This window comes from Flavobacterium galactosi, assembly GCF_048158585.1.
Taxonomy (GTDB): Bacteria; Bacteroidota; Bacteroidia; order Flavobacteriales; family Flavobacteriaceae; genus Flavobacterium; species Flavobacterium galactosi.
This window is the reverse complement of sequence record NZ_JBLNKV010000004.1, coordinates 130,928-155,562: the sequence shown is the minus strand read 5'-3', so window position 1 is coordinate 155,562 and position 24,635 is coordinate 130,928. Positions and strand designations below refer to the sequence as shown.

Sequence of the window (24,635 nt, the reverse complement as noted above, 5' to 3'; positions counted from 1 at the left end):
GCAAATTAATGCATCTTATTATGGATTTTTTGGTGGTGTTATAATAATTATTTCATCGCCAGGACCTTCAGTAGCCATAGGAGTACTTGTATTGGACAAGGGACTAGTATCACTTTCCTTGAATTTCAGACCTTCTTTTTGAACTCCAAAATCTTTTGCTTGAGGAGTTGCACTATCAATCGCATCCGCATCACATGATACCATAACTAAGCCCGATACTACTACCATAGCAGCTATAAAAAATATTTTTTTCATGATTTTAATTGTTAAAAATTTGACATAGGTTTGGCTGTTCGATATCTTTAATCGAATAATTATTAAAGGCCAAACCATTAAAATGAGAACAGTTTTTTTTGGTTGTGGGAAGTAAAGTGGGCTAGTACGGAATCGTTTAATTATACTTCCCGGAATAAAAATTCTGTTCTGTATAGCCTCACTTTTATAGAAGTAGTTTTGTACATTTGTCCGTATCGCGAAATAGAACAAGAACTAATTCTGAAGCAAAGTAATGAAGCTTCTGCAGTAAAATTGATCCGGAATTCCTATGATTCCCAGTAATACCGTGGATTCCTGAAAATTCCTAAAAATTCCTTTAAGCTTATGGTGAAAAATACTTTAGAAGATTATAAAGCAGCAGTTAAATTGAAGTATGAGCTTGAAAAGATTGGAACCCATTCCAGTTTTTTGCTAAATCCTTCTCGTGCCAAATTGAGGAAATTGTGTGGCGAGTTATTTAAGAATAATACTAACACTGATGATTTAAAAAGCTTTTCTGCTTTTTTTCAATTTGATTTTGTTTTAAATTGCTCCAATAAATTAAAAGACCAAACAGATAAATTCAGGCCTATTGAAACATTTTTTAAAGGAGAAACTGATTTAACTGATATTGAAGCAGTGAATATTGCAGCAATATTAGTCGATTTTAATCCGCGGCCTTACCTTAAATTCTCAAAACAGGAGGCTTTTAAAAAAGAGAATATCCTCATTACTAGTATTGAAAGTGCAGATACAGAGGATGTTTTTGGAGTGGCTAAGATTGTTAAAAATAAGAGTAGTAGTTCCGACCAATCAATTCAACCATCATCCTTGGAAAAGAAGGAATTACGTATTTTTCAAAAAAAGTTAGTTATTCCTGGACTGGTAGTAGTTGCAATGTTGAGTGGTTTTGGATACATTTTTTTACCTAAAAAAGAGTGCATGCAATGGCAAAAAGACCATTATGAAGCTGTTGTTTGTGAAACCAAAGCAGTTGGTATTGTAAACTTGTATTCAACTATGCCTCTAAATAAAAATATGCTAAATTTTAGAAAAATTGAAATTTGTGATACAACAACCTTTTTTAAGCATAATAAACCACTATTGTGGTATTATAAAACTAGAGATCATTTGGATTTTTTTAATGGACCAGGTTTTAACCCTGAAAATGAAAAACCTTTAAAACCGATTACCCAATATATGGTTGATAAATATATTAAGTAAACCCGATAATGCAGATTTGCAGTACATGCAAGTTCGCAATAGGAAAATGCTTCAGATGATTTTTGGTATAAGAAGATTCAGACTTGAAATCGAAGATTCATGAATACCAAAAAACAGTAATATAATTACATCCTCTAGCCTCCCTTATAGTTGTCATACCAGAAAATCATGGCAAGGATTTTAGTCATGGCCGCAAGGAGTGACCCTGGAGTCGAGTGTGAAACACGAGCTGCTGGGGTTGCGATAGGAAAATACGTCCGTAATTTTTTGGATAAAAACATGGAGGCTTGATTTTTTGTTTCTTTTGTATCAAGACAAAAGAAAAATATCCTTAATCAACAAGAAACTTGTCGTGTCAGTGCTATACACAATAGAAAATAAATCATAACCACTATGCAATTCGGGAATTTCGCTATTCAATTCGGGAATCGAACACCATACCATTTGCACCCCTAGCAATCATCAAATAGATTTGCCTCCTGATTCAAGTACGGAATCAGTCCAATTATCAATCTAAAACAGCCCTAATGAAATTGTTTTCTGAATCCTTGATGTCCGAATTAGAACATCAATTAAAATCAATCCATCTGGAAACAGAAAATCCGATACAGTTGTCCGAACTGGCAATAAAAAGTACCATTGCTGTCTTAGAGAAATTGAAGAACTTTTTCATAAAATACAAACCGCTGAACAAAAGGGAGGAAATTGAATTCTTTCGGGACATTAAGCCAAAGTTTGCCAGCAAATTGATTTACTACAACAAAATCTATACTATTGAAACCAACAGGCCGTTGGGTACTCAAAAAATAATACGTAAATATTACAAAGCAGAACTCCTTAAATTAAAAGTCTTTTTCGAGGAGAATCAGGAGTTTTACCGCTACTACCGCACTTCTAACAACTACCTCGATAATAAATATTTTATAAGGGCAAAATACGACCTTAAGCTAATGCTCGACAGTTCCTATTTTCTGGCAGACCATCGCTTCGCAACCTCGCATGACAATAAAGTGGCAAGCATACTTGCCAATGATGAGATAAAAGTTTTTCTGGAAGAGCAAATAGAAAAATTAGGCAGAAAGACAGTAAAAACAGAGGTACCTTCCCAACTCTCTAAAGGCCCAAAATGGACAGCATCAAAAGTAGAACTGATCGAGTTAATTTATGCACTCCATACCGAAGGCGTTTTTAATAACGGGGTCTCAGGACTAAAAGAAGTCACAACCTTTTTCGAGTCATCCTTTAATATTGATTTAGGACAGTTCAACAGGGTTTTTCTGGAAATCCGAAACAGGAAATCCGAGAGGACAAAATTTCTGAATACACTCAAAAATAAACTCATAATCCGCATGGATGACGCCGATGAAAATTAAAAAAGGCTGCTCACAAAAATGAGCAACCCTTTTTAGAATTGACTGTACAAACGGATAATCTTAAAACTGAGGCCCACTACTTTGCACCCCTGTTACCTTCCATAAAACGGGTTATAAGCTTTTTCCAGTCTGGGTCAATGATATCATCTCCCTCCGTTTTAGTCGAATAAGTCGAAAAACTTTCTGGCACATAATGGGACTCAAATAACTCATTATTGACACGTTCGGCGGAAACAAAGGGTTCTTCAATGCTGGCAGCCACTGCATCCTCTTTCCTTAAATTATAATAATTAATTTCAGTCTTTGGTTCTACCTTGCCTAAAGTATTATCCGATACAAAAGGAGTATCGGTAGTACAGGAATCAAGTGCAAACAAAAAGGACACACAAATTAAAGTGCTAAGACCTGAATAGAATTTTTTCATCTTTGTTAATGTTTTAAATGTTACTGATTACTTTTTTCATCAGTTCATTTCTCCCGGGGTAATCTGAACAGTGTTGATATTGGTTTCGCTCATAACAAAACCGTTTGAATTCAGAGCAAAACTAATAGGACGTTTCCCCGCCGGCAAGCATACAACTGCTCAATTCGCGAATCTACTATATGCAATTCCTGAATCGAACACAGAACATTTTTCAGATAAAAAACAACAATCCAAAGAGTTACATTCAGAAAGACGAAAAGAGTATGTACTAGGGTAATTCTTGCATCTTTTAAATTATTTTAGTTACATTTATTGCACAGAAATTGAATACCGTAGTACACCAATCCTGTGTTATTCTAATTAAAAAGCCCCCAATCTTTTAGAAATATGACAAAAAAATACTTACTTATATTATGGGTATGTGTATATCATTACGCCTATGCACAACAAAATAATTTTGTCATTCCGGACAGTCTTTCAACCAAAGACTATGAATATTTTAGCAAAAAAATAGTATATAAGGAAAAGGACAGTATTAAAGAACGACTCTATGCACAATCATGGTTAGCAAAAGCAAAATGGGAGAAAAACTTCGGTCAAATGGCGCACTCCTATAAAGCCTTAATTTATACGAGCAATAAAAAGCTCCAACTTATATATGCCGACAGTATGCTGACAGCGGCAAAACGGACAGCCGACATGGAATTAATCGGATCTGTCTACATGACAAAAGGGGTTGTATATTATGATCGTAAAGAGCTCATGAATGCCCTCGACAACTACCTGATAGCAGATGAATACATTTCAAAGACAAACAACCACTACCTCATTTACAAAGTAAAATATGGCGTTGCTCAGATCAAATATTACCTTGCGTTTTACGATGAGGCAATAGCATTATTTCAAGAATGCATCAACTATTTCAAGGAAGAAAATGAACGCGCCTATCTGAATTCACTTCATTCTTTAGGGCTTTGTTACAACCGCATAGGGAAATATAACCTGTGCAGCCAGATGAATCTAGTGGGACTGAGCGCGGGTCTACGTTTTAAAAATTTAGAAATGGAGCCCTACTTCATCCATTCCGAAGGAGTAAACCAGTATTTCAAACACAATTATAGGGACGCAATAAAGAAATTGACAAAGGCACTGCCTGCTGTGAAAGACAATAAAGACTTTACAAACGTAACGACTGCCTATTTTTACATCGGTAAAAGCTACTGGGCCCAAAAGTTGCAGGAAAAGGCATTACCCTACTTAAAAAAGATAGATGAAGCGTTTCAAAAACAAAAGTATATACGTCCGGATTTAAGGGAAGCCTATGAAATATTAATTGATTATTATCAGCAACGAAACGATAAAGAATTAGAGTTATATTATGTCACAACCCTTTTAGAAGTAGACCAAGTGCTGCTTAAGGATTACAAATACCTTTCAGGGAAAATACACAAAGAATACGACACAAAAAAATTACTGCAAACGCAAAGAAACAATGAACAATACTGGACAGTTGTAGTTTGCATTATAATTACCATAATGACAGTATTCATGGCGTTTCTGGTGTACAGACACGTTAAGAATAAAAGACTATTTGAAGAATTAATGAATCGCAAACCCGAAACGATCCAATCATTGGTTTCAAACAATAGCAGTAAAGAACTCGATATCAATCCCGAAGTGATTGCCTCTATTTTAAAAAATCTAGAAAAATTTGAACGCAATAAAAAATACCTTGAAAAAGACATGACTTTGGCAAAAATGGCTTCAGTATTAAACACCAATACGAAATACGTTTCAAAAATTATTGCACGCTACCGTGACAAAGGAACCGTTGACTATATCAGCAATTTAAAGATTGATCATATTATAGAATTACTCAAAAACGAAAACAAATACCGCAACTACACCAACAAGGCATTGGGAGAAGAATCCGGCTTCGGTTCCACCCAAAACTTCACCCGGGCCTTCAATAACCGAACAGGCCTCTCTCCCTCCTACTTCATCAGTAAATTAAGAAGTCAATAGCATCATCTGGGACATCTTAGTCGTAGTGAGTGATTCCGGAACATTCTGCGTACTGAAAACTGTTTTGAACAGTAAAAACGAAGCATAATAGAACTAAAATTTCCACTCTTAGGCTCGCCATTAAATAAAAAGCATAGAAAACAACGAAGAAGTGAAGTGGCAGCACTCCGCGAGTTGAGTCCGCAGGACGAACGGCTCGGGGTGCGGAACGGAACTTCAAGGTAGTTTTCAAGCTTTTCATTTGCAGGCTTGATTTTTTTGCTACTTTTTTCATCAAGGAAAAAAGTAAAAATATAATGAAACCCCGATAGTAATTTTAATAAAAGAACTCAATAACCACCACCAATTCAAAATAAAAACCCATTTTTTCTTTCACAACTTGTGAACCACTTGTGATACAAAAACAACCAATACCAACAATTTTGCGCCATAACAATATAAAACAAAACTTATGGCAATCGAAATCCTAACCAAAGCAGACCTCTATGAATTCCGTAAATCTCTTTTAGAAGATATTAGAGAAATACTAAAAGAAAAAAACGAGCAAACCAAAAAATGGCTAAAATCAACCGAAGTTAGGAAATTACTCAACATTTCTCCCGGAACACTTCAAAACCTCCGCACAAACGGAACACTTTCCTATACCAAAATCGGCGGTATTATCTATTATGCGAATCAAGACATCGATAATTTACTGGAAATCAACAAAGTCAATAATAACTCTAATCCATTCAAATAGTCAGACATTGCGAGGAACGAAGCAATGTCACTAAAGATAAATCTCATCAACTTCTCACTCTTTGCATTTAATCAAACGAAAAACTAAATACTACCTCATGAACTACATCAAACACCTCACCGGTTTCTTTGACCGCACAATCCAAGACCAAAACCTCAACCCTACTCATATCAGTTTATACATTGCATTATTCCAATTTTGGAATATAAATCGTTTCAAAAATCCAATAAACATAACACGAGGTGAAGTGATGCTTATCAGTAAAATTTGTTCAAAAGCAACGTATCATAAATGCATGAGAGAACTAAACGAAAAAGGATATATCAAATACGAACCTTCATTCAATCCATTCAAAAGCAGCATGGTAATCCTGATTAATTTTTCAGAAGATCAAAACCAGTTCAAAAAGGAGTGAAAAAAGTAATAGTTTTAATAATGGCTGCAGGGTGTATATCCTAATTAGGTGTAAATCGTAATTATGAGTACTCTGAAAACTATTTTTACATAGTAAAACAAAATAAAATACAACTAAACTTCCTTTCAACCCGCCCTTAAATAAAAAGCATAGAAAAACAACGAAGAAGTGAAGTGGCATTGCGCCGCAAGTTGAGTCCGCAGGACGAAGGGCACGAGGCGCGGAACATTTGAAATTAAGAGGAGGGCTACCAGTGGCAGTAAGGTAAATAACTACGATTATTTTCAAGCTTGAAATTGAAGATTCATGAATCCCAAAAAACAATAATAACCCATGAATATTTTTTTTTCTTTTGAAATCAAAGAGTCACGAACTCCAATAAATTAGTAACTCGTGAGTAATCAAGACAAAAGAAAAAACACTCTTCATCAATAAAAATATCCATTACCCTAATGTTACATTCAACCCCGTTTATCCCGAAGTTTCGAGACTTTTAAGAGAGTTTTATTTTATTCTACCTAGAGTTTAGAAAAACACACTTCATCAAAAAGTCCGTTTTAGGTCCTTAAAAATAGGTTTTTAAATAAGCTTGTAATTTCCCTTCTTGTTGATGCTAACTTAAGCTTTAATAGATGTTTTTTTTGGAGGAAATATTTAAATTGTATTTTAAATCACATATATTTACTTTCTAATTAGCTAATATTCGTTTGGAGCTTCTTATCCCGACGCTTCGGGTAAATGACGTCAGTTGCAAACTGCTCTCGAAACTTAAAAAACATAATGGAAAAATACTTACGACAATTAATTTCAATAGAATTTGACGATAAAAAAGAAATTTTTAATGGGTTTCTTATTGATTGGACTGAAGATTGGATTTTACTGAAAAATAATCCTGTTGATTTTATAATTGATGGCTATACGATATTAAAAAACAAAAATGTAAAGTCAATTATTCAAGACAAGGATCATGAATTCACAGAAAGAGTAATTAAACTTAAAGGGTTAAAAACAAGCGCAGAGGAAATAATTCCGCTTAAAGATTTGTCTTCAATTATAAATTTTCTAGCGAATAAATACGAGATTTTTCAGATTACAAAAAAGTCAGATAAAGCTGTTTATCTTGGTAAACTCATAGAACTAAATGAGGAAGAACTGGTAATAGATTTTTTGGGAACCGAAGGAAGATTTGAGGGTGAAATGAGTTTTAAGCAAAACAAAATAAGAGTTATAGAATTTGATACTGATTATATCAATTCTTTGAAACTAATTGTTGACGAAGAAAACAAAAAGTAAGTAGCTGATACTAAAAGGCATTTGACGAGATTTGGGTTTTAGTCTTTATGGAAAGTTAGGTTTGTATCAGTCAATGAGAACACAACCCCGAGCCAAGTGTAAAGCAAGAGCAGCTGGGGTCGCGATAGGAAAATGCGTCCAATGATTTTGTGATAAAAATATTGAGGCTTAAAATCGAAGATTCATGAATACCAAAAAACAATAGTAACCCATGAATATTTTTTGTTTCTTTTGAAATCAAAGAGTCACGAACTCCAATAAATTATTAACTCGTGAGCAATTAAGACAAAAGAAAAAAAGACTCTTCATCTACATAAATAGTTAAAAAGAGCAATAATTCCCTCCCTTATTTGTTCATCATTTATCGACGCAATCAACAGTTGTAAATTTATATTTCACACGTTCAAAATCTATAGGTATGCCTTTAACGAAATAAGAGGCACCCATAGTGGTTTCTATTTTCCCATTGCCTAAGATGAGTTCGTTACCTCGCTTTAGAAATGCCATTGGATTTTTGTATGTTATTTTATCATACGTTCCCTGAATAAATGTGTAGCTGGCAAATAAAGTATCTCCACGGAATTCTCCGGCGATTTTCCCAACCTTTTTCGGCATATTAAAAAATTTCATCACCATATCTCCGGTTATTTTTCCATTTTTTAAAGTATTCATTTTTAATTCAATAGTATCTTCTTGATATAACGCTTTATAGCACTGTACGTCTATCGGCTTTTCAACCTGAACGACTTTTGGACTTTGATTTTTTTTACAACTTTGAAATCCAATACAAGCAAACAGCAAACAAAAAAGGCCTAGATTTTTCATAATAGCAAATATTTAGTTAATTATTGTGGCACTAGCCATTGCTAATTTACGCATAAATAGCGTATAGTATTACAAATTTAGTGGCATTGAAATTATAAAAATAATATTCAAACACAATAGTAGTTTCTTTTTTGGTTTCACCAGTCTTCTAGAACAGTATTACCTACGAAGTAAATCAAGTCGTTTTGATTCACAATATAATTCCACGCAATATTGGCAACCTGACGAAGGAAGACACAAGCGACAGCGAACCTGCAAAGCAATCTCCGCAAGTAGCTCGACGTTCAACCCGCACTTATAGTTGCCAGGCCAGAAAATCACGGTAAGAATTTAGCCCAGATCCCGCATGAGACTTCGTTATGAAGCTGGATTATTCAATAAAAACAAGTGCTCACGGACTATTTTTAAATGAGGAATACTTTTGTATTTTGATTTTAAAAATGGGAGTAAATACTTGGTTTTGAACAAGAATTCAGATGTAGTAGATTTCTAATGCGGAATCTGGGTTTATGCGTTGACCGCAGGGAGTGATGTCGGAGCCGAGTGTGAAACACGAGCAGCTGGGGTCACGACAGGAAAATCCGTCCATTGATTTTCGGGATAAAAATATTCAGGCTTGAAATCGAAGATTCATGAATACCAAAAAACAATAATAACCCATGAATATTTTTTTGCTGCTTTTTTCATCAAGAAAAAAAGTAAAGATTTTCTTCAAATAAAATATAGCAATAGCAACAGTTTTTTGTTTCTTGTGAAATCGAAGATTCACCAACTCCAATAAATTATTAACTCGTGAGTAATCAAGACAAAAGAAAGAGCAACTGATATCAAAAAAACAAAAGCCCATTCCTTACGGTTTGGGCTTTCACTCAGTTTTAACTTTCGGTTATTATAACCCGAGTCAAACTATTTTTGGTACTTCTTAATCATAAATTTGAGTACCATTGATATTCCAAAACTGACTATTGCTCCAATACTGGCCAATAAAACAGTTTTCAAAACATCTTCCGAATGCAAATTCGGCACAACACTCAAAAACGTACCTCCTGCGGTACCCATCAAGGCAGGGTTACTCGTTGTCATCCTGCACTAAATAAGGATTTTCCTCATAGGTCGTAGTAAGTTGGCTTACTGCCGATAGTACACCACCAAAAATGGCCAAATACCCCCCAATCGAGCCGATTACAACAGGCAAAGCAATCGGAGCGGTCAAAATGGTTCCTCCAACTGCTGCCAATGCCAATCCGACAGTACGAAGCACTTTAAAAAATTTAGGACTGGGAGCTTTAACTCTTTTTACTATATTCATAATTAAAATATTAAGATTGAACAATTAATAAAACACTTTCCTCTTGGAACAAATCTTTGTAAACTAAGTTTTTAACTTTAACAAAAGCTTGTTTGGATTGAAGACCTAAACCAGGTCCGGAAAATTTCGTAACAGGAGCAATACAACCATTCAATTCATTCAAAGCATTATTAGCCGGATGCATCAGAATAAAACTTCTGTCTTTTACTGCTACTAACTCTATATGCCATTGAAATTTTTTGCTATATCGCTTTTTCAATAAATAGTTCCCTTCTGGAATACACGAAATCATTTTCTCGTTATGGTTCCATGGCAATTCAATAGTGTAACAGATGAATTTACCTTCACATTCAAGTTTTCCGTTAGTCCCATCAGGGAAATAAGTTCTGGATAGTACTAAAACCATCTTACAATCCACTTACTTGTACTAACGCTAATGGGTTGTAGGATCCATTTTTCAAAGGATACATCCTGCCGTTTACTTGTTGGTAAAACTCAACACCAAGAGCTAAAAACAAAGGTTTTGTACTGTTAGGAGTTACCGCATTCAAATGACTAATGATAGCGGTTGGAGTCATATCCCAAGGAAGAATTGCTGTTTCAGAATTCGCGGTAACGAAAACTTCTGCTTCAAAATCAATTTCAGCCCCTGCGGATATAATTTTAAAATGGGTACTCCCACTTGGAGCTGCAATCATGTTGGCAGGAATAAACGATGCCAAATCAACAGTGATTGCACCGGCAACTCAATCAATTCCTCCCTCAAAAGGAGCGAATAAAGTAGTCCCCAATTTACCTCCGATGTTAAACTCAAAGCCTAAAAGTAATTCTGCCTCACCATCAATGACATTACGTAAACCTCTTTCATTGGTTAAATCCGCTTGAATGACTTTTACCATAGCTTGAGTAAGTCGGCTCACCATTCGGCTATCGGCAGAATTCAAGAGTAAAGTCCGCAATGCGGTTCTCAAAGTTTTACCTGCCTTCCCTGCTCTGCCAAATTCGGAGCCATTTTCACGGGTTCTCTGGAACGCTGGGTCATTTGCAATTCTGCTCGCATCAATGCCGCCTTTTTCACGTGCCAAATGACCATCTTTTGTTTTGTAAAAAGTAATATCTCCGATAGTACCTTTCAATTTAATTATGCCTTTCTGTCTTGCCATAATTCCTAAAATTTAAGTTTAAAAATAATTTTACTACTCATTCATCCTGAATATTCGTTGCAACTAAATCGGGAATGATTTCAGTAAAGTTTCAATCAATTAAAGCACTTTTCAAAAAGCAGATGTCAAAAATGGTACTAAATAGCCTACAATTACCTATTTTAGTCAATTCATAAGTAATTAATTTTCATAATTTTACAAATAATAAAATACAGTGACCCTGAGACGGGATAGACAACAAGAAAATCGATAGATTTAGATAATGTATTAAAAATAAAAAATGTGATTGCAAGTAACATCAGGGTATGTATTTATCCAAAAGATGTACAACGTATTACCGGTAAAACATACAGACAAGCAAGGTTGTATCTGCATAAGATAAAAACCAACTTGAATAAAGAGCCACACCAACTACTTTCAATAGAGGAATTTTGTGACTATTCAGGGCTTCAAATGGAACATGTTTTACGTTGTATAATCGGATAGGATTTAAAGCAATTAAAACGGCTGATATACTTATATAAGATGACAATACAGGTTCAATAGGCAGTTCAAATAATAACGCAACGGTTATAAACAGGAGCACAACCCATCTACTTTAGATTCTTGGTATCCATTTATCCAAAATAACCATAAATCCTCCTTATGCAGATAAATAGAAATAAACCATACTAATGCAGTCAAAGGGGATATAACAGACAAGGAAAAAACATGGCAAAAATAATAGCACCCTTCCTAATCAAAGGAACCATAGAGGAGATTAACTTTGTAGTGACAGCAGACGGAAACAATTATGCACGGGCAAAAGGAAAAACAGGAGTAACATCCAAAGAATTTAAAAACAATCCTGTTTTCGACAGAATACGAAATCAGGGACAAGAGTTCGGACAGTGTGCAAAAAAATCAGCACTGTTTCGCCAACTGGCGGTTCGTTTCAATACACTGGCAAAAGACGGAAGCGTTGCAGGCAGGGCAAACAAACTTCTTTTCGAAATTCTCCAGGAAGACACAACCCAACCACAGGGAAAAAGAACACTGACAGAAGGACTAAAAACCAGTGACGGCAAGGAATACTTATTATTTTTTGAAAGCAACAAACTAAGACCTCTGCATCAAGTTCTTAAAATAAAGGAACAATACAATCCGGACAGCCGGACAATATCGCTGACTGATTTCATAGCGAATGAACATTTAGACTGGCCTGAAGAAGCCTCTCACGTACATTTGGCATCAGCCACAGCCAATTGGGATTTCGAAAATGACACTTTCGATACGTGTTATAGCCATGAAATCATATTGGATAAAGAATCCGAAAAACAAACCATAACGCTAACAAATGATAAACCTATAGGAAGCCAACTCCATCTCACATTCCTATTTATAGGTTTTGCAAAACGAGAACGAAAAAAACTCAAGCTCCTGCACCGTAAAAACAATACTGCAACCCTGATTGCCTATAACACTTCCTAAACCAAAAAATCCAATTTCAATCGCTGAACTTTGTTATAAAAGGAATAAATAAAATTTACTCAAGTTAAAAATCAGTAACTTTATATGCTCCAAATAAAATTTAAAACACTTGCAATAAAGGAGTTATATCGTTTGAAATAAATCTAAAAAAGGGGTATGGACAATCTAAACATCAGCCAAAAATTAATTAGCAGTCATCTTCTTTCTGGTGAAATGAAGCCGGGAAGCGAAATTGGATTAAAAATCGACCACGTGCTGCAACAGGACGCTACCGGAACCTTAATTATGCTTGAACTGGAAGCTTTTCAATTAGAAAGAGCCAAAGCGGAAGTCGCTGTTCAATATGTCGATCATAATCTTCTGCAGACCGATTACAAAAATATGGACGATCATCTTTTTCTACAATCGGCTGCCGCACACTTTGGGTATTGGTTCAGCAGACCGGGAAACGGAATTAGTCATGCCGTACATATGGAACGATTTGGCAAACCTGGCAGTACGCTATTGGGTTCTGACAGTCATACGTGCGCAGGCGGTGGTATTGGAATGCTGGCCATTGGTACCGGTGGGCTGGATGTTGCCCTTGCGGCTGCCGGCGAACCGTATTTTGTGAAGATGCCAAAAATAATGGGGATTAAACTCACAGGAAAATTACCGGATTGGGTCAGTGCAAAAGATGTAGTTTTAGAAATGTTAAGACGGTATAATGTCAATGGTGGACGAGGATATATTTTAGAATATTATGGTCCGGGACTGCAACACCTGAGTGCTTGGGATCGACATGTAATTGCCAATATGGGTGCCGAAATGGGTGCCACTTCTTCCGTATTTCCTTCTGATGAAATTACAAAAGAATTTCTTCGAAAAGAAGGACGGGAAGACCAATGGATGGAATTAAAAGCAGATGAGGGAGCTGCGTATGATCATAATGAAGAAATTAATTTATCGGAATTAGAACCTTTAATAGCGATTCCCAGTAGCCCGGGGAATGTAGTCCCGGTAAGAGAAGTCAGTGGCAAACCGGTATCGCAGGTCGTATTGGGTTCATCAGCCAATCCGGGACTGCGTGATTTTTGGATTGTTTCCCAAATTGTAAAGGGACAATTTTCATCTCCGGATGTTTCCTTTGACGTCAACCCTTCCACGCGTCAGATATTACAAAATCTGACAGAAATGGGAGCGCTTGCTTCTTTGATTGCCGCCGGCGCCCGCATCCATCAATCAGGTTGTATGGGTTGTATTGGTATGGGACAGGCACCTGCCACCAATAGCATTAGTCTCCGCACGATGCCACGTAATTTTCCGGGACGTTCCGGAACCCTTGATGATCAAGTATATCTTTGTAGTCCGGAAACAGCTGCCGCAGCTGCTCTTACAGGAAAAATAACGGATCCGAGAGATCTGGAGAAACAATTCAATATTGGGTATCCAAAATGGAAAGAACCGGAAACTATCAAAGTCAATCAGCAAATGCTTCTGGCTCCTAATGGAAAATCGGTTGAATTAATAAAAGGCCCTAATATTAAAACTCTCCCTGAGTTTGGCGAGCTTCCGGACGAAATGGAAATCCCTATTCTTTTAAAAATGGGAGACAACATCTCTACAGATGAAATACTAAAAGCGGGTGCAGATGTATTGCCACTGCGCTCCAACATTCCAGAAATCAGCAAATATTCTTATTATGTGATTGATCCACATTTTTACGATAGGGCAATAGAAAACCAAAACAAGTACAAAGGTTTTTGTGTGGTGGCGGGAGAAAATTACGCACAAGGATCCAGCAGAGAACATGCGGCATTGGCCCCAAGATATTTAGGCCAACTGTGTACAATCTCAAAATCGTATGCACGAATCGGTTGGCAGAACCTGATTAACTTTGGTATTATTCCTTTCGAATTCAAAAACAAAGATGATTTTGACAAACTGGAACAAGGTGATGTCCTACGAGTAGAAGGACTGAGGTCCGCAATAAAAAACAGGGAAGTTTTGAATGCAACAGTTATCGGAAAACAAATGGAAATTCCACTCGTCTTAAATATAAGTGATAGACAAATTGAACTGATCTTAAAAGGGGGAGCAATAAATTACGTCAAGGATAAGAAGAATTTGTTATAATTCCTATGGAACCCAACCTAATGCTGAATGTCACAAACTACAAAATGATTTAACTTTCAAAAAAACAAATTTAACTTGCTCGCAATTTGTAGTTCGTCCTATTGTCCTGAAAACATTTTATCGGAGCGTTTTTGCATCTCCTCAAAACTCATATCTTCTTTGTGGGTTGTTATCATCCATTTATATCCAAATGGATCCATTACATGTCCAACCCGGTCTCCATAAAACATGTCTTCAATTGGCATTACCATCGTTGCACCTGCATCAATCGCTTTCTGAAATACTTCGTCTGCATCTTTTACATACAACCCAAAAGACATCGGGTTTCCTCCAATAGTTTGAGGACTTTTATTTCCCCATTCGATATTTTCATCGGCCATCATAAGTAAAGAACCTTCAATCACTATTTCTGCGTGACCAATTAGCCCATTTGGCATAAGCAATCTGCCGCGTTCTGTTGCGCCAAATGCTTTTTTGTAAAAGTCAATTGCTTCACTGCATCCTTTGAGTGTTATATAGGAATTCAATGTGTATGCTCCTGGGTAAACGTATGATGTTTCCATATTTTTTAATTTTTAAGTATTCTATTTTTGTCAGCTCAAGTTTGTTTGACATTAGCATACAATTACTAATAATCATTTAAAAATCAAAATTTTAACAATTTTTAAAGCACAAAACGCTGATTAATAATTGACTTTAAAAGTACAAAAAAACATTTAAATTAAGTAGAAAATCCAAAATCTTGTTAGACCTGCTTACAGCAGTTTACATAGTAGTTACTCTGAAATCTGCAAACTGAGAACTGATTACTTTTTTCTATCTTTACGTTATGTTTTCACTATTCAAATCAAAACCTGCACTTAAGGATCTAATTCCGGACAACCATATCGATATTCACTCGCATCTTTTGCCTGGTATTGATGATGGTGCCAGAACTTTTGACGATACGTTACGACTGACCAAAGCGCTTCAAGGATTTGGAGTTTCGCAGTTTATTACTACTCCGCACATTATTCAACAGGTATGGGACAATACTCAGGAACAAATTCAATCCAATGCTAAATCAACGGTATTAGAACTACGAAAAAAGGCTATTACTGTTCCCTTTAAGGCTGCCGCTGAGTACATGATGGACGATCAGTTTGCGAGACTTTTTCAATCCCACGATTTATTGACATTGAAAGACAATTATGTATTAGTAGAAATGTCTTATATCAATGCTCCTATTCAGTTGTATTCCATATTATTTGACTTGCAGGTGGCAGGATACATTCCGGTTTTAGCACATCCGGAACGCTACTTATTTTACCATAACAATTTAAATGAGTATGTAAAACTAAAAACGGCGGGTTGTTTGTTTCAGTTAAATTTATTATCGGTTGTTGGTTATTATGGAACCCAAATTACTAAAATAGCAGAGCAATTACTACAAAAAGGAATGTACAATTACGTAGGTTCTGATGTGCATCACAATAATCATATTTCATCTTTTAATGAAAAAGTAAAACTAAAAGACATACTTCCACTGAAAGAAGCCATTGCCAACAATCAGTTTTTTAAGTTTGAATAAATATTAAAACATGAGTTCTGGATTTTCAGCTCCCTTTAGGGATGGGGTAAAACGAAAATCGATTTCATAAAATGGTATAGAGAACCTCAAACCAAAAAAACTAACGGCTTCTTATGGATCTTAAATGAAAAAAGGTTGTAAAGAATAGTGTTCTTTACAACCTTTTTTATATAACACTCTAAAAACAATTGTTACTTGTCTAATAATTGAAAAGTGGAATTCATACTTTTAAACTCAGGAACAATTTTTTTCATTTTCATTACAATATGATCGTTTTCATGGTGATTGGCAACTCCTATAAGCTCTTCAATATCAGCATTCAAGTCTTCAAATTCATCTAGAATCTCTTCTGCAATCATGATTTTTTCATGATGAGTAGGCAATGTTTTTGAGGTATCATTAAGCAACTCTTCGTATAATTTCTCTCCGGGTCTTAATCCGACAATTTGTATTTTAATATCTTTATCCGGGATAAATCCAGCCAGCTTAATCATCTTTTTGGCCAAATCAATAATTTTAACCGGTTTTCCCATATCAAAAATATAAATTTCTCCACCATTTCCCATGGCTCCTGCTTCCAAAACCAATTGACAGGCTTCCGGTATGGTCATGAAATACCTAATGATATCAGGATGTGTGATTGTAACTGGTCCTCCATTAGCAATTTGTTTGGTAAATAAAGGCACTACGGAACCATTGGAACCTAAAACATTTCCAAAACGGGTGGTAATAAATTTTGTAGCATTTTTTTCACCGTCATTCTTATTTTTTAATTGCAAAGATTGGACATATTTTTCGGCTATTCTTTTGCTGGCTCCCATTACATTACTTGGGTTTACTGCTTTATCAGTAGAGACCATGACAAATTTTTTGACCTTATACAAGCAAGATAAATCGGCAATGTTTTTGGTCCCCTCTATATTAGTAAGAATTGCCTGAGAAGGATTTTCTTCCATCAGGGGCACATGTTTATAGGCTGCAGCATGAAAAACTACTTGGGGCTGATACCGTTTAAAAACCTTATCCATAGCGACTTTATTTCTTACATCGGCAATAACGTTATAAATCTTCGAATTACAATCCAAATTTCCCATTTCTAAACAAAGATGATGCAATGGCGTTTCGGCCTGATCTAAAATAACAACTGTTTTTGGACTAAAACACAGTACTTGACGAACAATTTCGCTACCAATAGATCCTGCGGCTCCGGTAATCAGTATGGTTTTATCTTTAAGCTGCTTAGAAATCAATTTACTGTCCAATACAATCGGTTTTCTTTCCAGTAAATCTTCAATTTGAATGTTCTTTACTTTTTGGGAAATCTCTTTTTGATTTTCCCAATCAGAAATCAATGGTACCGTATATACCCTATAATTGAATTCTAAACATTGGTCTACAATGATTAATCGCTCTTCTTTTGACAAACTTTTATCGGCAATAATAACTGCCTGCGCATTAACGGAACGCATTAATGGCGGTAATTTTTTCTTTTTAACCAATATGGGCAAATCTAACATCCGTTTGGTGGCATTTTGGTTGTTTTTATCAACAAATCCAACAATTTTAAATCGGGAAGGTGTTTCAAATTTTAAAGCATTGGCAACTGATATGGCATTGGCATCCGTACCATAAATAATGGTTCTAATTAATTTATTTGTCCCTTGCTCTGAAAAATAAAACTCAAAAGTTTGTTTAATTATAACCCGATATAAAAACAATCCACAAAAAGAAAGTACTATATTGATAAAAAAAGCAGTATTTAAAAATGCTTTCTGTCCATACAGCAATTCATATCCAAAATTAAAAAAAAGAAATATAATAAGTACTGCCATTTGCGAAAACAAAAGCTTAACCGCATCAATATAAGAAGAGTGGCGAATAATTCCGGAATAGGTTCTGAATAACCAAAAAAAGAAAACATTAACCGCAAAAAAGGAACCTATGAATAGAAAGGTATGCGGTGTAATAATATATTCCAGTCCAGTTCCTTTAAATATTAGAAGGGTAAAAAAAAATGACAAAACTAAAACCAAAAAATCTATCATGATAATGATCCATCTGGGCAGATAGCTCAAATTATGAATGTTAAATTTTAAATTTTCTCTTGAAAAAAAATTAGAGCTTATAGGTGATGAACCTGAGTTATTAGTTTCACTCAAAATAATATTTTTAAAGATTACTATTTTTATTAAAACAAAAATAACAATTAATTAATGGATAAAAGGACACAAACCAATCCAATTTAGTTTTAAAAGCAATTAAACAACAAAACTGAATTTATCTCATCTTTTTTTTAGAAATAACTACTTTTTTTTCTATTTTTTAAATAATTTTAAGATAACGGATTTTATGCAATTACAATCTTCAGGAGTCATATTGGAGCCCGAAGGCAAACAAAGTCCATTATTGAAAAGGGTTTCGGCAATACGGTTACCATAATATGGATAGTTGCAAAAAACAGGTTGTAAGTGCATGGGTTTCCACAAAGGTCGGGATTCAATATTTTCTGCTTCCAATGCCAATCTTAAAGTTTCTCTCGTAATCCCATGGGTTTCCAGAGGATTTATTAGAATGGTAGTCAACCAACAATTAGAAAAATAAGTAGCATTGGGCACTTTCAAAACGGTGACACCTTCGATAGCTGCAAATAATCCGACATAAAATTCATGAACGTTTCTTCTCAAGCTAATATGATAGTCTAAAACTTCCATTTGTCCCCGTCCGATACCCGCACTGATATTACTCATTCTATAATTGTATCCTATTTCACTATGCTGATAATGTGGCGCAGCATCTCTGGCTTGTGTCGCCAAAAAAATAGCTTTTTCTTTTAGTTTTTTCGAATGAGCCACTAGCGCTCCTCCTCCAGAAGTAGTTATAATTTTACTTCCATTAAAAGAAAAAATTCCAATATCACCAAAAGTACCGCATGGTTGCCCCTTATAACTGCTTCCCAAAGCTTCGGCACTATCTTCAAGAATGGGAATGGAATATTTATCGGCCAGCGCTCTTATGGCATCAACTTTATAGGGAACACCATATAAATGAACTGCTATTATCGCTTTTGGCTTCTTCCCTTTGCCCATCATGTCTACAATAGCTTCTTCAAGCGCAATGGGACATAGATTCCAGGTTTCTGGTTCACTGTCAATAAAAACAGGAGTTGCCCCCAAATATAAGATAGGATTAGCTGAGGCTGAAAAAGTTATGCTTTGACAAATTACGGCATCACCGGCCTGAACTCCCAAGAGTATCAATCCCAAATGAATAGCTGCTGTACCAGAGTTTAAAGCAGCAACATGTCCTGAACCTAAATACTTTTCTAAATCATGTTCAAAACAATCTATGTTGGAACCGACTGGAGCAATCCAATTCGAATCAAATGCTTCTTGGATGTATTTCAGTTCGCTGCCTCCCATATGAGGAGCCGATAGCCAAATTTTATTTTTATGCATCTTCTAAAAAAAACGAATTACAAAACTCTGAGAACCATTTTATGAGTAACAAATTTTCGGACTAGTAAATAAATAAAGGTCAGTAGCACTAAAAATCCACCGATAAAGAAGAAGGTTAAATACCCTTTGGTATCCATATAAATAACGAATCCGTTTAATGCCAATTGAAATCCTGCATAAACAAAGGCAACTAAAACATGGGAATAACCCATTTCATTGGCTAGATATTGGTACAAATGAGAACGGTGCGGCTGAAATATATTTTCTTTTTTAAGCAATCTATTGATGATGGTGATAATAGCATCAATCCCATAAACAGAAAAGAATATACCCGAGTTGACCCGAATCAATAATGGTTTTTATCATAAAATAGCCCAAAAAAAGTGCCATACTGATACTGCCAACTTCCCCTGCAAAGGTTTTAGCTTTTTTGAACATTAAATAACCCAAAAGCCAAACATGACAATCCCATAGTAATTAGCAAGGGCAAACTGGCTTTGTTTATTGGTAAAAAAGAGAAACTAACGATGGCTGTTAATGCGTATAAAACCGTTATTCCGTTAATGCCGTCCATGAAATTGAAAGCGTTTACCCAACCGATCACCAATACAAAAACAATAGGAAGCAACCAAATGGATTCTGAAAACAAGTTTAACTCATAAAAAATCAAACCAACAGCGATGAAATGGGATACAAATCGGGGTAATTGGGATAACGGCTTGATATCGTCGATAAAACTAACTACCGCAACCAATACTACCGCAAGCGTTACTGCCCAAGAAACATATCCCAAAAAAAAGGCGATACTAATCGCTATTGGAAAAGTAATCCCACCACCTCTTAAAGTAATGGAAGTATGCGACGATCTACTATTGGGTTTGTCAATGATATTGTAGGTATCCGCTATTTTAAAATAAATAAGTTCAATACCAACCAATAAAATAATTAATGCAATATATACCATATTTAAAAACTATATAAAATCTATTCTTTAAATACCGTTTGAAATCTGAAACCTTACAACTTGTGCTTCAACAATCCCAAAAGATATTCTCCATAGCCCGACTTTTTCAAAGGGGCTGCCAATTCTTGTAGTTGTTGTTCCGTAATAAATCCCTGTCTCCAGGCAATTTCTTCGATGCAACCTACTTTCAATCCTTGACGCTCTTCAATAACCTGAACAAATTGTCCCGCTTGCATTAAGCTATTAAAAGTTCCGGTATCTAACCAAGCGGTTCCTCTGCTTAAAATCCCCACTTTCAAAGCTCCTTTTTCTAAATAGACTTTGTTCACGTCAGTAATTTCATATTCCCCACGGGCACTTGGCTTGATATTCTTGGCTATTTCCACTACTGAATTATCATAAAAATACAAACCGGGTACCGCATAATTTGACTTCGGTTCCAATGGTTTCTCCTCTATGGAAAGCGCTTTAAAATTAGAATCAAATTCAACAACACCGTATCGTTCCGGATCTGAAACATGGTAGGCAAATACTACTCCACCTTCAGGATTGGGATTGGACTGCAACAATTCATCCATATTGGAACCAAAGAAAATATTATCCCCTAAAACCAAAGCCACACTGTCTTTTCCTATGAATTCTTCTCCAATAACAAAAGCTTGCGCCAAACCATTAGGAATCGCTTGTTCAGCATAACTGAATTGACAACCTATTGCATTCCCATCTCCTAATAATTTCTTGAAATTAGGTAAATCATGAGGCGTGGAAATAATTAATATTTCATTGATTCCCGCCATCATCAAAGTAGATAATGGATAATAAATCATCGGTTTGTCATAGACTGGCATCATTTGTTTGCTCATGGCAAGCGTTAACGGATGCAAACGGGTTCCAGAACCCCCAGCTAATATTATTCCTTTCATAAATGTTAAATTTATTTTTTATGGGTCATTTATGGTATAGCTTTATATTTATTGGTATTTGCTTACGCAAACTTCTTTATTAATGGCGATTCCATATTTTTTGGCTTTCGACTAATTGTATTGTTTTTCGTAATAAGTAGCATATTCCCCTGAGGTAATATTATTCAGCCAAGTTTGATTTTCCAAATACCAATTTACGGTTCTTTCCAACCCTTGCTCAAAAGTAACCGATGGCTTCCACCCCAACTCCTTATTAATCTTACTGGCATCAATGGCATAGCGTAAATCATGTCCGGGACGATCTTTCACGTACGAAATCGATTGTTCAGACGTTCCTGCCGCCCTTCCTAATTTGGCATCCATTATTTTGCAAAGCAATTTGACCAAATCAATATTTTGCCATTCATTAAATCCGCCAATATTATAAGTATCATGGTTAACACCTTCATGGAAGACCAAATCAATCGCTACTGCATGATCTTCTACAAAAAGCCAGTCACGGGTGTACTTTCCATTTCCATAAACAGGTAAGGGTTTATTTTGAATAATGTTATTAATGAATAATGGAATCAATTTTTCAGGAAAATGAAATGGCCCGTAATTATTGGAACAATTGGTCAACACATAAGGCAAGCCATAGGTTTCTCCATAAGCCCTAACAAAATGGTCTGAACTGGCTTTTGAAGCCGAGTAAGGAGAATTAGGGTCATAGGCCGTTGTCTCTGTAAACAATCCTTCGGCACCTAAACTGCCGTAAACCTCATCAGTACTGATGTGGTAAAAACGTTTCCCCTCGTAATCCCCTTGCCAAGTAGCCTTAGCCGCATTCAATAAATTCATGGTTCCGATAACATTTGTTTTTACAAAACATAACGGATCCGTTATAGAGCGATCCACATGAGATTCCGCAGCTAAATGCAAAACACCATCAAATTGATGTTCAGCAAATAATTGATCAATAAATGGCGCATCAACGATGTCCCCTTTGATAAAAGTATAATTAGGCGCTGCTTCTATATCAACAATATTTTCGAGATTCCCGGCATACGTAAGTGCATCTAAATTAAAAATTTGATACTGTGGATACTTCTTTACAAAAAGACGTACTACATGAGATCCAATAAAACCAGCACCTCCGGTAATTAATATTTTTTTCATTTCTATATATTTTATCTTTTTTATTTAACCACAAAGGCACTAAGAAAACACATTCCCAATAGCTAAAGAGACACAAAGTTAATCAGTATAACCTAAAACAAAATATTATACCCTCTCTCTGAACACTATTATCTGAAAATTAAACATACGATTTCCAAAAGTCACTTCTCACTACTCTTTACCTCGCCCTTAAATTAAAAACGTCAAAAACAACGAAAAAATGAAGTGGCAGCAGTCCGCGAGATGAGACCGAAAGGCGAACGGCTCGGGCTGCGGAACATAGTTTTGAGGTAGTTTTTAAGTTTTTAATTTTCAGGCATGATCTTTTGTTTCTTTTGCATCAAGGCAAAAGAAAAAGAACTTTTTTACATTAACCGCTCATAATCGCAACACTAATAACGATAGCCCTCGGGACTCACAACCTCATACACCTTCTCAAACTATCTTTATAATGCGGAACATTAATACTAAAAACTTCTTTTATCTTGCTTTTATCCAATAAAGAAAAAGCTGGACGCTTTGCAGGTGTAGGATAAGCCGATGAGGGAATACCGTTGACTTCACAAATATATCCTCCTATTTCCTGGATAGCCAAAACAAATTCATACCAACTGATTTCACTCTCATTCGAATAATTATAGATCCCTGGAATCCACTCTTGTGCGGTTACGATGTCCATCATTACCTGAGCTAAATCGGCCGCATAAGTTGGAGAACCAACCTGATCATTTACTACGCCAATACTATCCCGTTCTTGTAACAAACGCTGCATGGTTTTTACAAAATTAGTTCCAAATCTGCTGTACACCCATGATGTTCTAATGATAATTCCATCGGAATTGACTTCTAAACAAGCCAACTCTCCCGCTCTTTTGGTTGCTCCATACACATTAATAGGTTGCGTTATGGCTTCCTCGGTCAATGCAATCGATGAAGTTCCATCAAAAACATAATCGGTAGAAATATGGATTAATTTCGCAGAATTATCTTTGGCATATTGGGCTATAATGGTAACCGCTAAATGATTGACAATATCCGCTAATTTTTGTTCTGTTTCTGCTTTATCTACAGCAGTATAGGCCCCACAGTTCAAAATAAAATCTGGATCAATCGTTTCTAATTGACTTTGTAAAACCGACAAATTATCCAAGGACACTTGCGTTCTATCCGCAAAAATCCATTCAAATTGGGGGTAATTATTGGACAATACCTTTAATTCCGAACCCAATTGCCCGCTGGCTCCGGTTACTAATATTTTTTTCATATTATTCAAAAGTCCAATCAATTTGGTCAAAGTTAGGCAATATCAAATCCTTATCAGAAACAATAACTTTTTCAGGATTCACCTGCCAATCAATGGCTAAAGTAGGATCATCATAACGAATCCCTCTTTCGCTCTCTTTATGATACAATTGATCTACTTTGTATAGTACCGAAGCGGTTTCGCTCAAAACCGAAAAACCATGGGCAAATCCGTGGGGAACCATCAATTGTTTTTTATTTTCTACACTCAAAACCACACTGAAATGCTGACCATAAGTTGCAGAATTTTTACGTAAATCGACTGCCACGTCAAGAATTTCTCCTTCAAGCACCCGCACTAATTTGGCTTGCGCAAAAGGATTTATCTGCAAATGCAATCCCCGAATCACACCACGTTTGGAAAAAGACTGATTGTCTTGTATAAAGGGATATGAAATTCCATTTTCTAGAAACTTAGCTTGATTGTAGGCTTCAAAAAAATAGCCTCTAGAGTCTTCAAAAACCGTTGGGGTAATGATTACCAAATCATTTATAATTGTTTTTTCAATGGTCATATGGTAATTTTATTTATTCTAAATCATTTAATTGTAATTAATACAGAAAACCAAACAACCACAATGGAATTTTATCTTGAAAATCATACTCAATATCTTCTGCGGAGATATAGGAATT

25 protein-coding genes and 1 pseudogene are annotated in these 24,635 nt (G+C 35.6%); 10 read left to right on the top strand and 16 right to left on the bottom strand.

Features of this window, described 5'->3' with window-relative positions; genetic code table 11:
* Positions 1-18: 18 nt before the first annotated feature.
* Positions 19-228, bottom strand: a complete 210-nt coding sequence (locus ACM55M_RS09810) for a hypothetical protein (RefSeq protein ID WP_416857409.1) — start codon at positions 226-228, stop codon at positions 19-21.
* Between the two features lie 372 nt (positions 229-600).
* On the opposite strand from ACM55M_RS09810, the gene ACM55M_RS09805 reads away from it, so the two are divergent.
* Complete coding sequence (locus tag ACM55M_RS09805; RefSeq protein ID WP_416857408.1) at positions 601-1,479, top strand: hypothetical protein; 879 nt, start codon at positions 601-603, stop codon at positions 1,477-1,479.
* Positions 1,480-2,006: 527 nt separating this feature from the next.
* Positions 2,007-2,852, top strand: coding sequence for an RteC domain-containing protein (locus tag ACM55M_RS09800; protein WP_416857407.1), 846 nt, complete (start codon positions 2,007-2,009; stop codon positions 2,850-2,852).
* Between the two features lie 76 nt (positions 2,853-2,928).
* Here the strand turns inward: ACM55M_RS09800 and ACM55M_RS09795 are convergent, their stop codons facing one another.
* Positions 2,929-3,237: a hypothetical protein gene (locus tag ACM55M_RS09795; RefSeq protein WP_416857406.1), complete on the bottom strand. Its 309-nt coding sequence runs from the start codon at positions 3,235-3,237 to the stop codon at positions 2,929-2,931.
* 426 nt (positions 3,238-3,663) lie between these two features.
* On the opposite strand from ACM55M_RS09795, the gene ACM55M_RS09790 reads away from it, so the two are divergent.
* The 4 genes from ACM55M_RS09790 to ACM55M_RS09775 all read left to right on the top strand — a co-directional run bounded on the left by ACM55M_RS09790 (position 3,664) and on the right by ACM55M_RS09775 (position 7,748).
* Positions 3,664-5,301 (top strand): helix-turn-helix domain-containing protein, encoded by a 1,638-nt coding sequence (locus ACM55M_RS09790; RefSeq protein ID WP_416857405.1) that lies wholly within the window; start codon positions 3,664-3,666, stop codon positions 5,299-5,301.
* Between the two features lie 451 nt (positions 5,302-5,752).
* Complete coding sequence (locus ACM55M_RS09785; protein ID WP_416857404.1) at positions 5,753-6,040, top strand: helix-turn-helix domain-containing protein; 288 nt, start codon at positions 5,753-5,755, stop codon at positions 6,038-6,040.
* Between the two features lie 97 nt (positions 6,041-6,137).
* Positions 6,138-6,455, top strand: coding sequence for a hypothetical protein (locus tag ACM55M_RS09780; RefSeq protein ID WP_416857402.1), 318 nt, complete (start codon positions 6,138-6,140; stop codon positions 6,453-6,455).
* Positions 6,456-7,235: 780 nt separating this feature from the next.
* Positions 7,236-7,748 carry a hypothetical protein gene (locus ACM55M_RS09775; RefSeq protein ID WP_416857401.1) on the top strand — a complete coding sequence of 171 codons (513 nt, stop codon included), beginning with the start codon at positions 7,236-7,238 and terminating at the stop codon, positions 7,746-7,748.
* A gap of 357 nt (positions 7,749-8,105) precedes the next feature.
* Here ACM55M_RS09775 and ACM55M_RS09770 read toward each other — a convergent pair whose 3' ends face one another.
* The 5 genes and pseudogenes from ACM55M_RS09770 to ACM55M_RS09750 form a co-directional block, all read right to left on the bottom strand.
* Entirely contained in the window at positions 8,106-8,573 is a 468-nt protein-coding gene (locus tag ACM55M_RS09770; RefSeq protein ID WP_416857400.1) for a hypothetical protein, read from the bottom strand.
* 906 nt (positions 8,574-9,479) lie between these two features.
* Positions 9,480-9,656: a hypothetical protein gene (locus ACM55M_RS09765; RefSeq protein ID WP_416857399.1), complete on the bottom strand. Its 177-nt coding sequence runs from the start codon at positions 9,654-9,656 to the stop codon at positions 9,480-9,482.
* Positions 9,643-9,882 (bottom strand): hypothetical protein, encoded by a 240-nt coding sequence (locus ACM55M_RS09760; protein WP_416857398.1) that lies wholly within the window; start codon positions 9,880-9,882, stop codon positions 9,643-9,645. Before ACM55M_RS09760 ends, ACM55M_RS09765 begins: the two co-directional genes overlap by 14 nt.
* Before the next feature lie 10 nt (positions 9,883-9,892).
* Positions 9,893-10,288: a DUF5675 family protein gene (locus ACM55M_RS09755; RefSeq protein WP_416857397.1), complete on the bottom strand. Its 396-nt coding sequence runs from the start codon at positions 10,286-10,288 to the stop codon at positions 9,893-9,895.
* Position 10,289: 1 nt separating this feature from the next.
* A pseudogene (locus tag ACM55M_RS09750) lies at positions 10,290-11,045 on the bottom strand (hypothetical protein).
* Positions 11,046-11,327: 282 nt separating this feature from the next.
* Here ACM55M_RS09750 and ACM55M_RS09745 point away from each other — a divergent pair.
* From ACM55M_RS09745 to ACM55M_RS09735, 3 genes are all read left to right on the top strand, one after another.
* A complete protein-coding gene (locus tag ACM55M_RS09745; RefSeq protein ID WP_099713386.1) occupies positions 11,328-11,531 on the top strand; it encodes a hypothetical protein in 204 nt (67 codons plus the stop codon).
* A 225-nt stretch (positions 11,532-11,756) separates the two neighbouring features.
* Positions 11,757-12,515, top strand: coding sequence for a hypothetical protein (locus tag ACM55M_RS09740; protein WP_416857396.1), 759 nt, complete (start codon positions 11,757-11,759; stop codon positions 12,513-12,515).
* Positions 12,516-12,671: 156 nt separating this feature from the next.
* Positions 12,672-14,630: an aconitate hydratase gene (locus ACM55M_RS09735; protein WP_416857395.1), complete on the top strand. Its 1,959-nt coding sequence runs from the start codon at positions 12,672-12,674 to the stop codon at positions 14,628-14,630.
* Positions 14,631-14,728: 98 nt separating this feature from the next.
* On the opposite strand, the gene ACM55M_RS09730 is transcribed toward ACM55M_RS09735, so the two are convergent.
* Positions 14,729-15,193: a VOC family protein gene (locus ACM55M_RS09730; protein WP_416850199.1), complete on the bottom strand. Its 465-nt coding sequence runs from the start codon at positions 15,191-15,193 to the stop codon at positions 14,729-14,731.
* A gap of 266 nt (positions 15,194-15,459) precedes the next feature.
* On the opposite strand from ACM55M_RS09730, the gene ACM55M_RS09725 reads away from it, so the two are divergent.
* The gene (locus ACM55M_RS09725) at positions 15,460-16,200 is read left to right on the top strand and encodes a tyrosine-protein phosphatase (RefSeq protein ID WP_416857393.1); all 741 of its coding nucleotides are present in this window, start codon (positions 15,460-15,462) and stop codon (positions 16,198-16,200) included.
* 191 nt (positions 16,201-16,391) lie between these two features.
* Here ACM55M_RS09725 and ACM55M_RS09720 read toward each other — a convergent pair whose 3' ends face one another.
* The 8 genes from ACM55M_RS09720 to rfbC all read right to left on the bottom strand — a co-directional run bounded on the left by ACM55M_RS09720 (position 16,392) and on the right by rfbC (position 24,517).
* The gene (locus ACM55M_RS09720) at positions 16,392-18,245 is read right to left on the bottom strand and encodes a polysaccharide biosynthesis protein (protein WP_416857392.1); all 1,854 of its coding nucleotides are present in this window, start codon (positions 18,243-18,245) and stop codon (positions 16,392-16,394) included.
* 270 nt (positions 18,246-18,515) lie between these two features.
* Entirely contained in the window at positions 18,516-19,655 is a 1,140-nt protein-coding gene (locus tag ACM55M_RS09715; protein WP_416857391.1) for a DegT/DnrJ/EryC1/StrS family aminotransferase, read from the bottom strand.
* A gap of 17 nt (positions 19,656-19,672) precedes the next feature.
* Complete coding sequence (locus ACM55M_RS09710; RefSeq protein WP_416857390.1) at positions 19,673-20,005, bottom strand: hypothetical protein; 333 nt, start codon at positions 20,003-20,005, stop codon at positions 19,673-19,675.
* A 71-nt stretch (positions 20,006-20,076) separates the two neighbouring features.
* Positions 20,077-20,619: an MraY family glycosyltransferase gene (locus tag ACM55M_RS09705; RefSeq protein WP_416857389.1), complete on the bottom strand. Its 543-nt coding sequence runs from the start codon at positions 20,617-20,619 to the stop codon at positions 20,077-20,079.
* 53 nt (positions 20,620-20,672) lie between these two features.
* On the bottom strand, positions 20,673-21,542 hold the full coding sequence (gene rfbA / locus ACM55M_RS09700) for a glucose-1-phosphate thymidylyltransferase RfbA (RefSeq protein WP_416857388.1): 870 nt from the start codon (positions 21,540-21,542) through the stop codon (positions 20,673-20,675).
* A 111-nt stretch (positions 21,543-21,653) separates the two neighbouring features.
* Positions 21,654-22,700 (bottom strand): dTDP-glucose 4,6-dehydratase, encoded by a 1,047-nt coding sequence (gene rfbB, locus ACM55M_RS09695; protein ID WP_416857386.1) that lies wholly within the window; start codon positions 22,698-22,700, stop codon positions 21,654-21,656.
* Between the two features lie 415 nt (positions 22,701-23,115).
* Positions 23,116-23,964, bottom strand: a complete 849-nt coding sequence (rfbD, locus tag ACM55M_RS09690) for a dTDP-4-dehydrorhamnose reductase (RefSeq protein WP_416857384.1) — start codon at positions 23,962-23,964, stop codon at positions 23,116-23,118.
* A 1-nt stretch (position 23,965) separates the two neighbouring features.
* Complete coding sequence (gene rfbC / locus ACM55M_RS09685; RefSeq protein ID WP_416857383.1) at positions 23,966-24,517, bottom strand: dTDP-4-dehydrorhamnose 3,5-epimerase; 552 nt, start codon at positions 24,515-24,517, stop codon at positions 23,966-23,968.
* Positions 24,518-24,635 lie beyond the last annotated feature (118 nt).

Bases quoted from the DNA above. Each gene is read 5' to 3' on its own strand.
- ACM55M_RS09810 (WP_416857409.1), bottom strand. From the start codon at position 228: ATGGTAGTAGTATCGGGCTTAGTTATGGTATCATGTGATGCGGATGCG.
- ACM55M_RS09805 (WP_416857408.1), top strand. From the start codon at position 601: ATGGTGAAAAATACTTTAGAAGATTATAAAGCAGCAGTTAAATTGAAG.
- ACM55M_RS09800 (WP_416857407.1), top strand. From the start codon at position 2,007: ATGAAATTGTTTTCTGAATCCTTGATGTCCGAATTAGAACATCAATTA.
- ACM55M_RS09790 (WP_416857405.1), top strand. From the start codon at position 3,664: ATGACAAAAAAATACTTACTTATATTATGGGTATGTGTATATCATTAC.
- ACM55M_RS09785 (WP_416857404.1), top strand. From the start codon at position 5,753: ATGGCAATCGAAATCCTAACCAAAGCAGACCTCTATGAATTCCGTAAA.
- ACM55M_RS09780 (WP_416857402.1), top strand. From the start codon at position 6,138: ATGAACTACATCAAACACCTCACCGGTTTCTTTGACCGCACAATCCAA.
- ACM55M_RS09775 (WP_416857401.1), top strand. From the start codon at position 7,236: ATGGAAAAATACTTACGACAATTAATTTCAATAGAATTTGACGATAAA.
- ACM55M_RS09770 (WP_416857400.1), bottom strand. From the start codon at position 8,573: ATGAAAAATCTAGGCCTTTTTTGTTTGCTGTTTGCTTGTATTGGATTT.
- ACM55M_RS09765 (WP_416857399.1), bottom strand. From the start codon at position 9,656: ATGACAACGAGTAACCCTGCCTTGATGGGTACCGCAGGAGGTACGTTT.
- ACM55M_RS09760 (WP_416857398.1), bottom strand. From the start codon at position 9,882: ATGAATATAGTAAAAAGAGTTAAAGCTCCCAGTCCTAAATTTTTTAAA.
- ACM55M_RS09755 (WP_416857397.1), bottom strand. From the start codon at position 10,288: ATGGTTTTAGTACTATCCAGAACTTATTTCCCTGATGGGACTAACGGA.
- ACM55M_RS09740 (WP_416857396.1), top strand. From the start codon at position 11,757: ATGGCAAAAATAATAGCACCCTTCCTAATCAAAGGAACCATAGAGGAG.
- ACM55M_RS09735 (WP_416857395.1), top strand. From the start codon at position 12,672: ATGGACAATCTAAACATCAGCCAAAAATTAATTAGCAGTCATCTTCTT.
- ACM55M_RS09730 (WP_416850199.1), bottom strand. From the start codon at position 15,193: ATGGAAACATCATACGTTTACCCAGGAGCATACACATTGAATTCCTAT.
- ACM55M_RS09725 (WP_416857393.1), top strand. From the start codon at position 15,460: ATGTTTTCACTATTCAAATCAAAACCTGCACTTAAGGATCTAATTCCG.
- ACM55M_RS09720 (WP_416857392.1), bottom strand. From the start codon at position 18,245: ATGATAGATTTTTTGGTTTTAGTTTTGTCATTTTTTTTTACCCTTCTA.
- ACM55M_RS09715 (WP_416857391.1), bottom strand. From the start codon at position 19,655: ATGCATAAAAATAAAATTTGGCTATCGGCTCCTCATATGGGAGGCAGC.
- ACM55M_RS09705 (WP_416857389.1), bottom strand. From the start codon at position 20,619: ATGGTATATATTGCATTAATTATTTTATTGGTTGGTATTGAACTTATT.
- rfbA (WP_416857388.1), bottom strand. From the start codon at position 21,542: ATGAAAGGAATAATATTAGCTGGGGGTTCTGGAACCCGTTTGCATCCG.
- rfbB (WP_416857386.1), bottom strand. From the start codon at position 22,700: ATGAAAAAAATATTAATTACCGGAGGTGCTGGTTTTATTGGATCTCAT.
- rfbD (WP_416857384.1), bottom strand. From the start codon at position 23,964: ATGAAAAAAATATTAGTAACCGGAGCCAGCGGGCAATTGGGTTCGGAA.
- rfbC (WP_416857383.1), bottom strand. From the start codon at position 24,517: ATGACCATTGAAAAAACAATTATAAATGATTTGGTAATCATTACCCCA.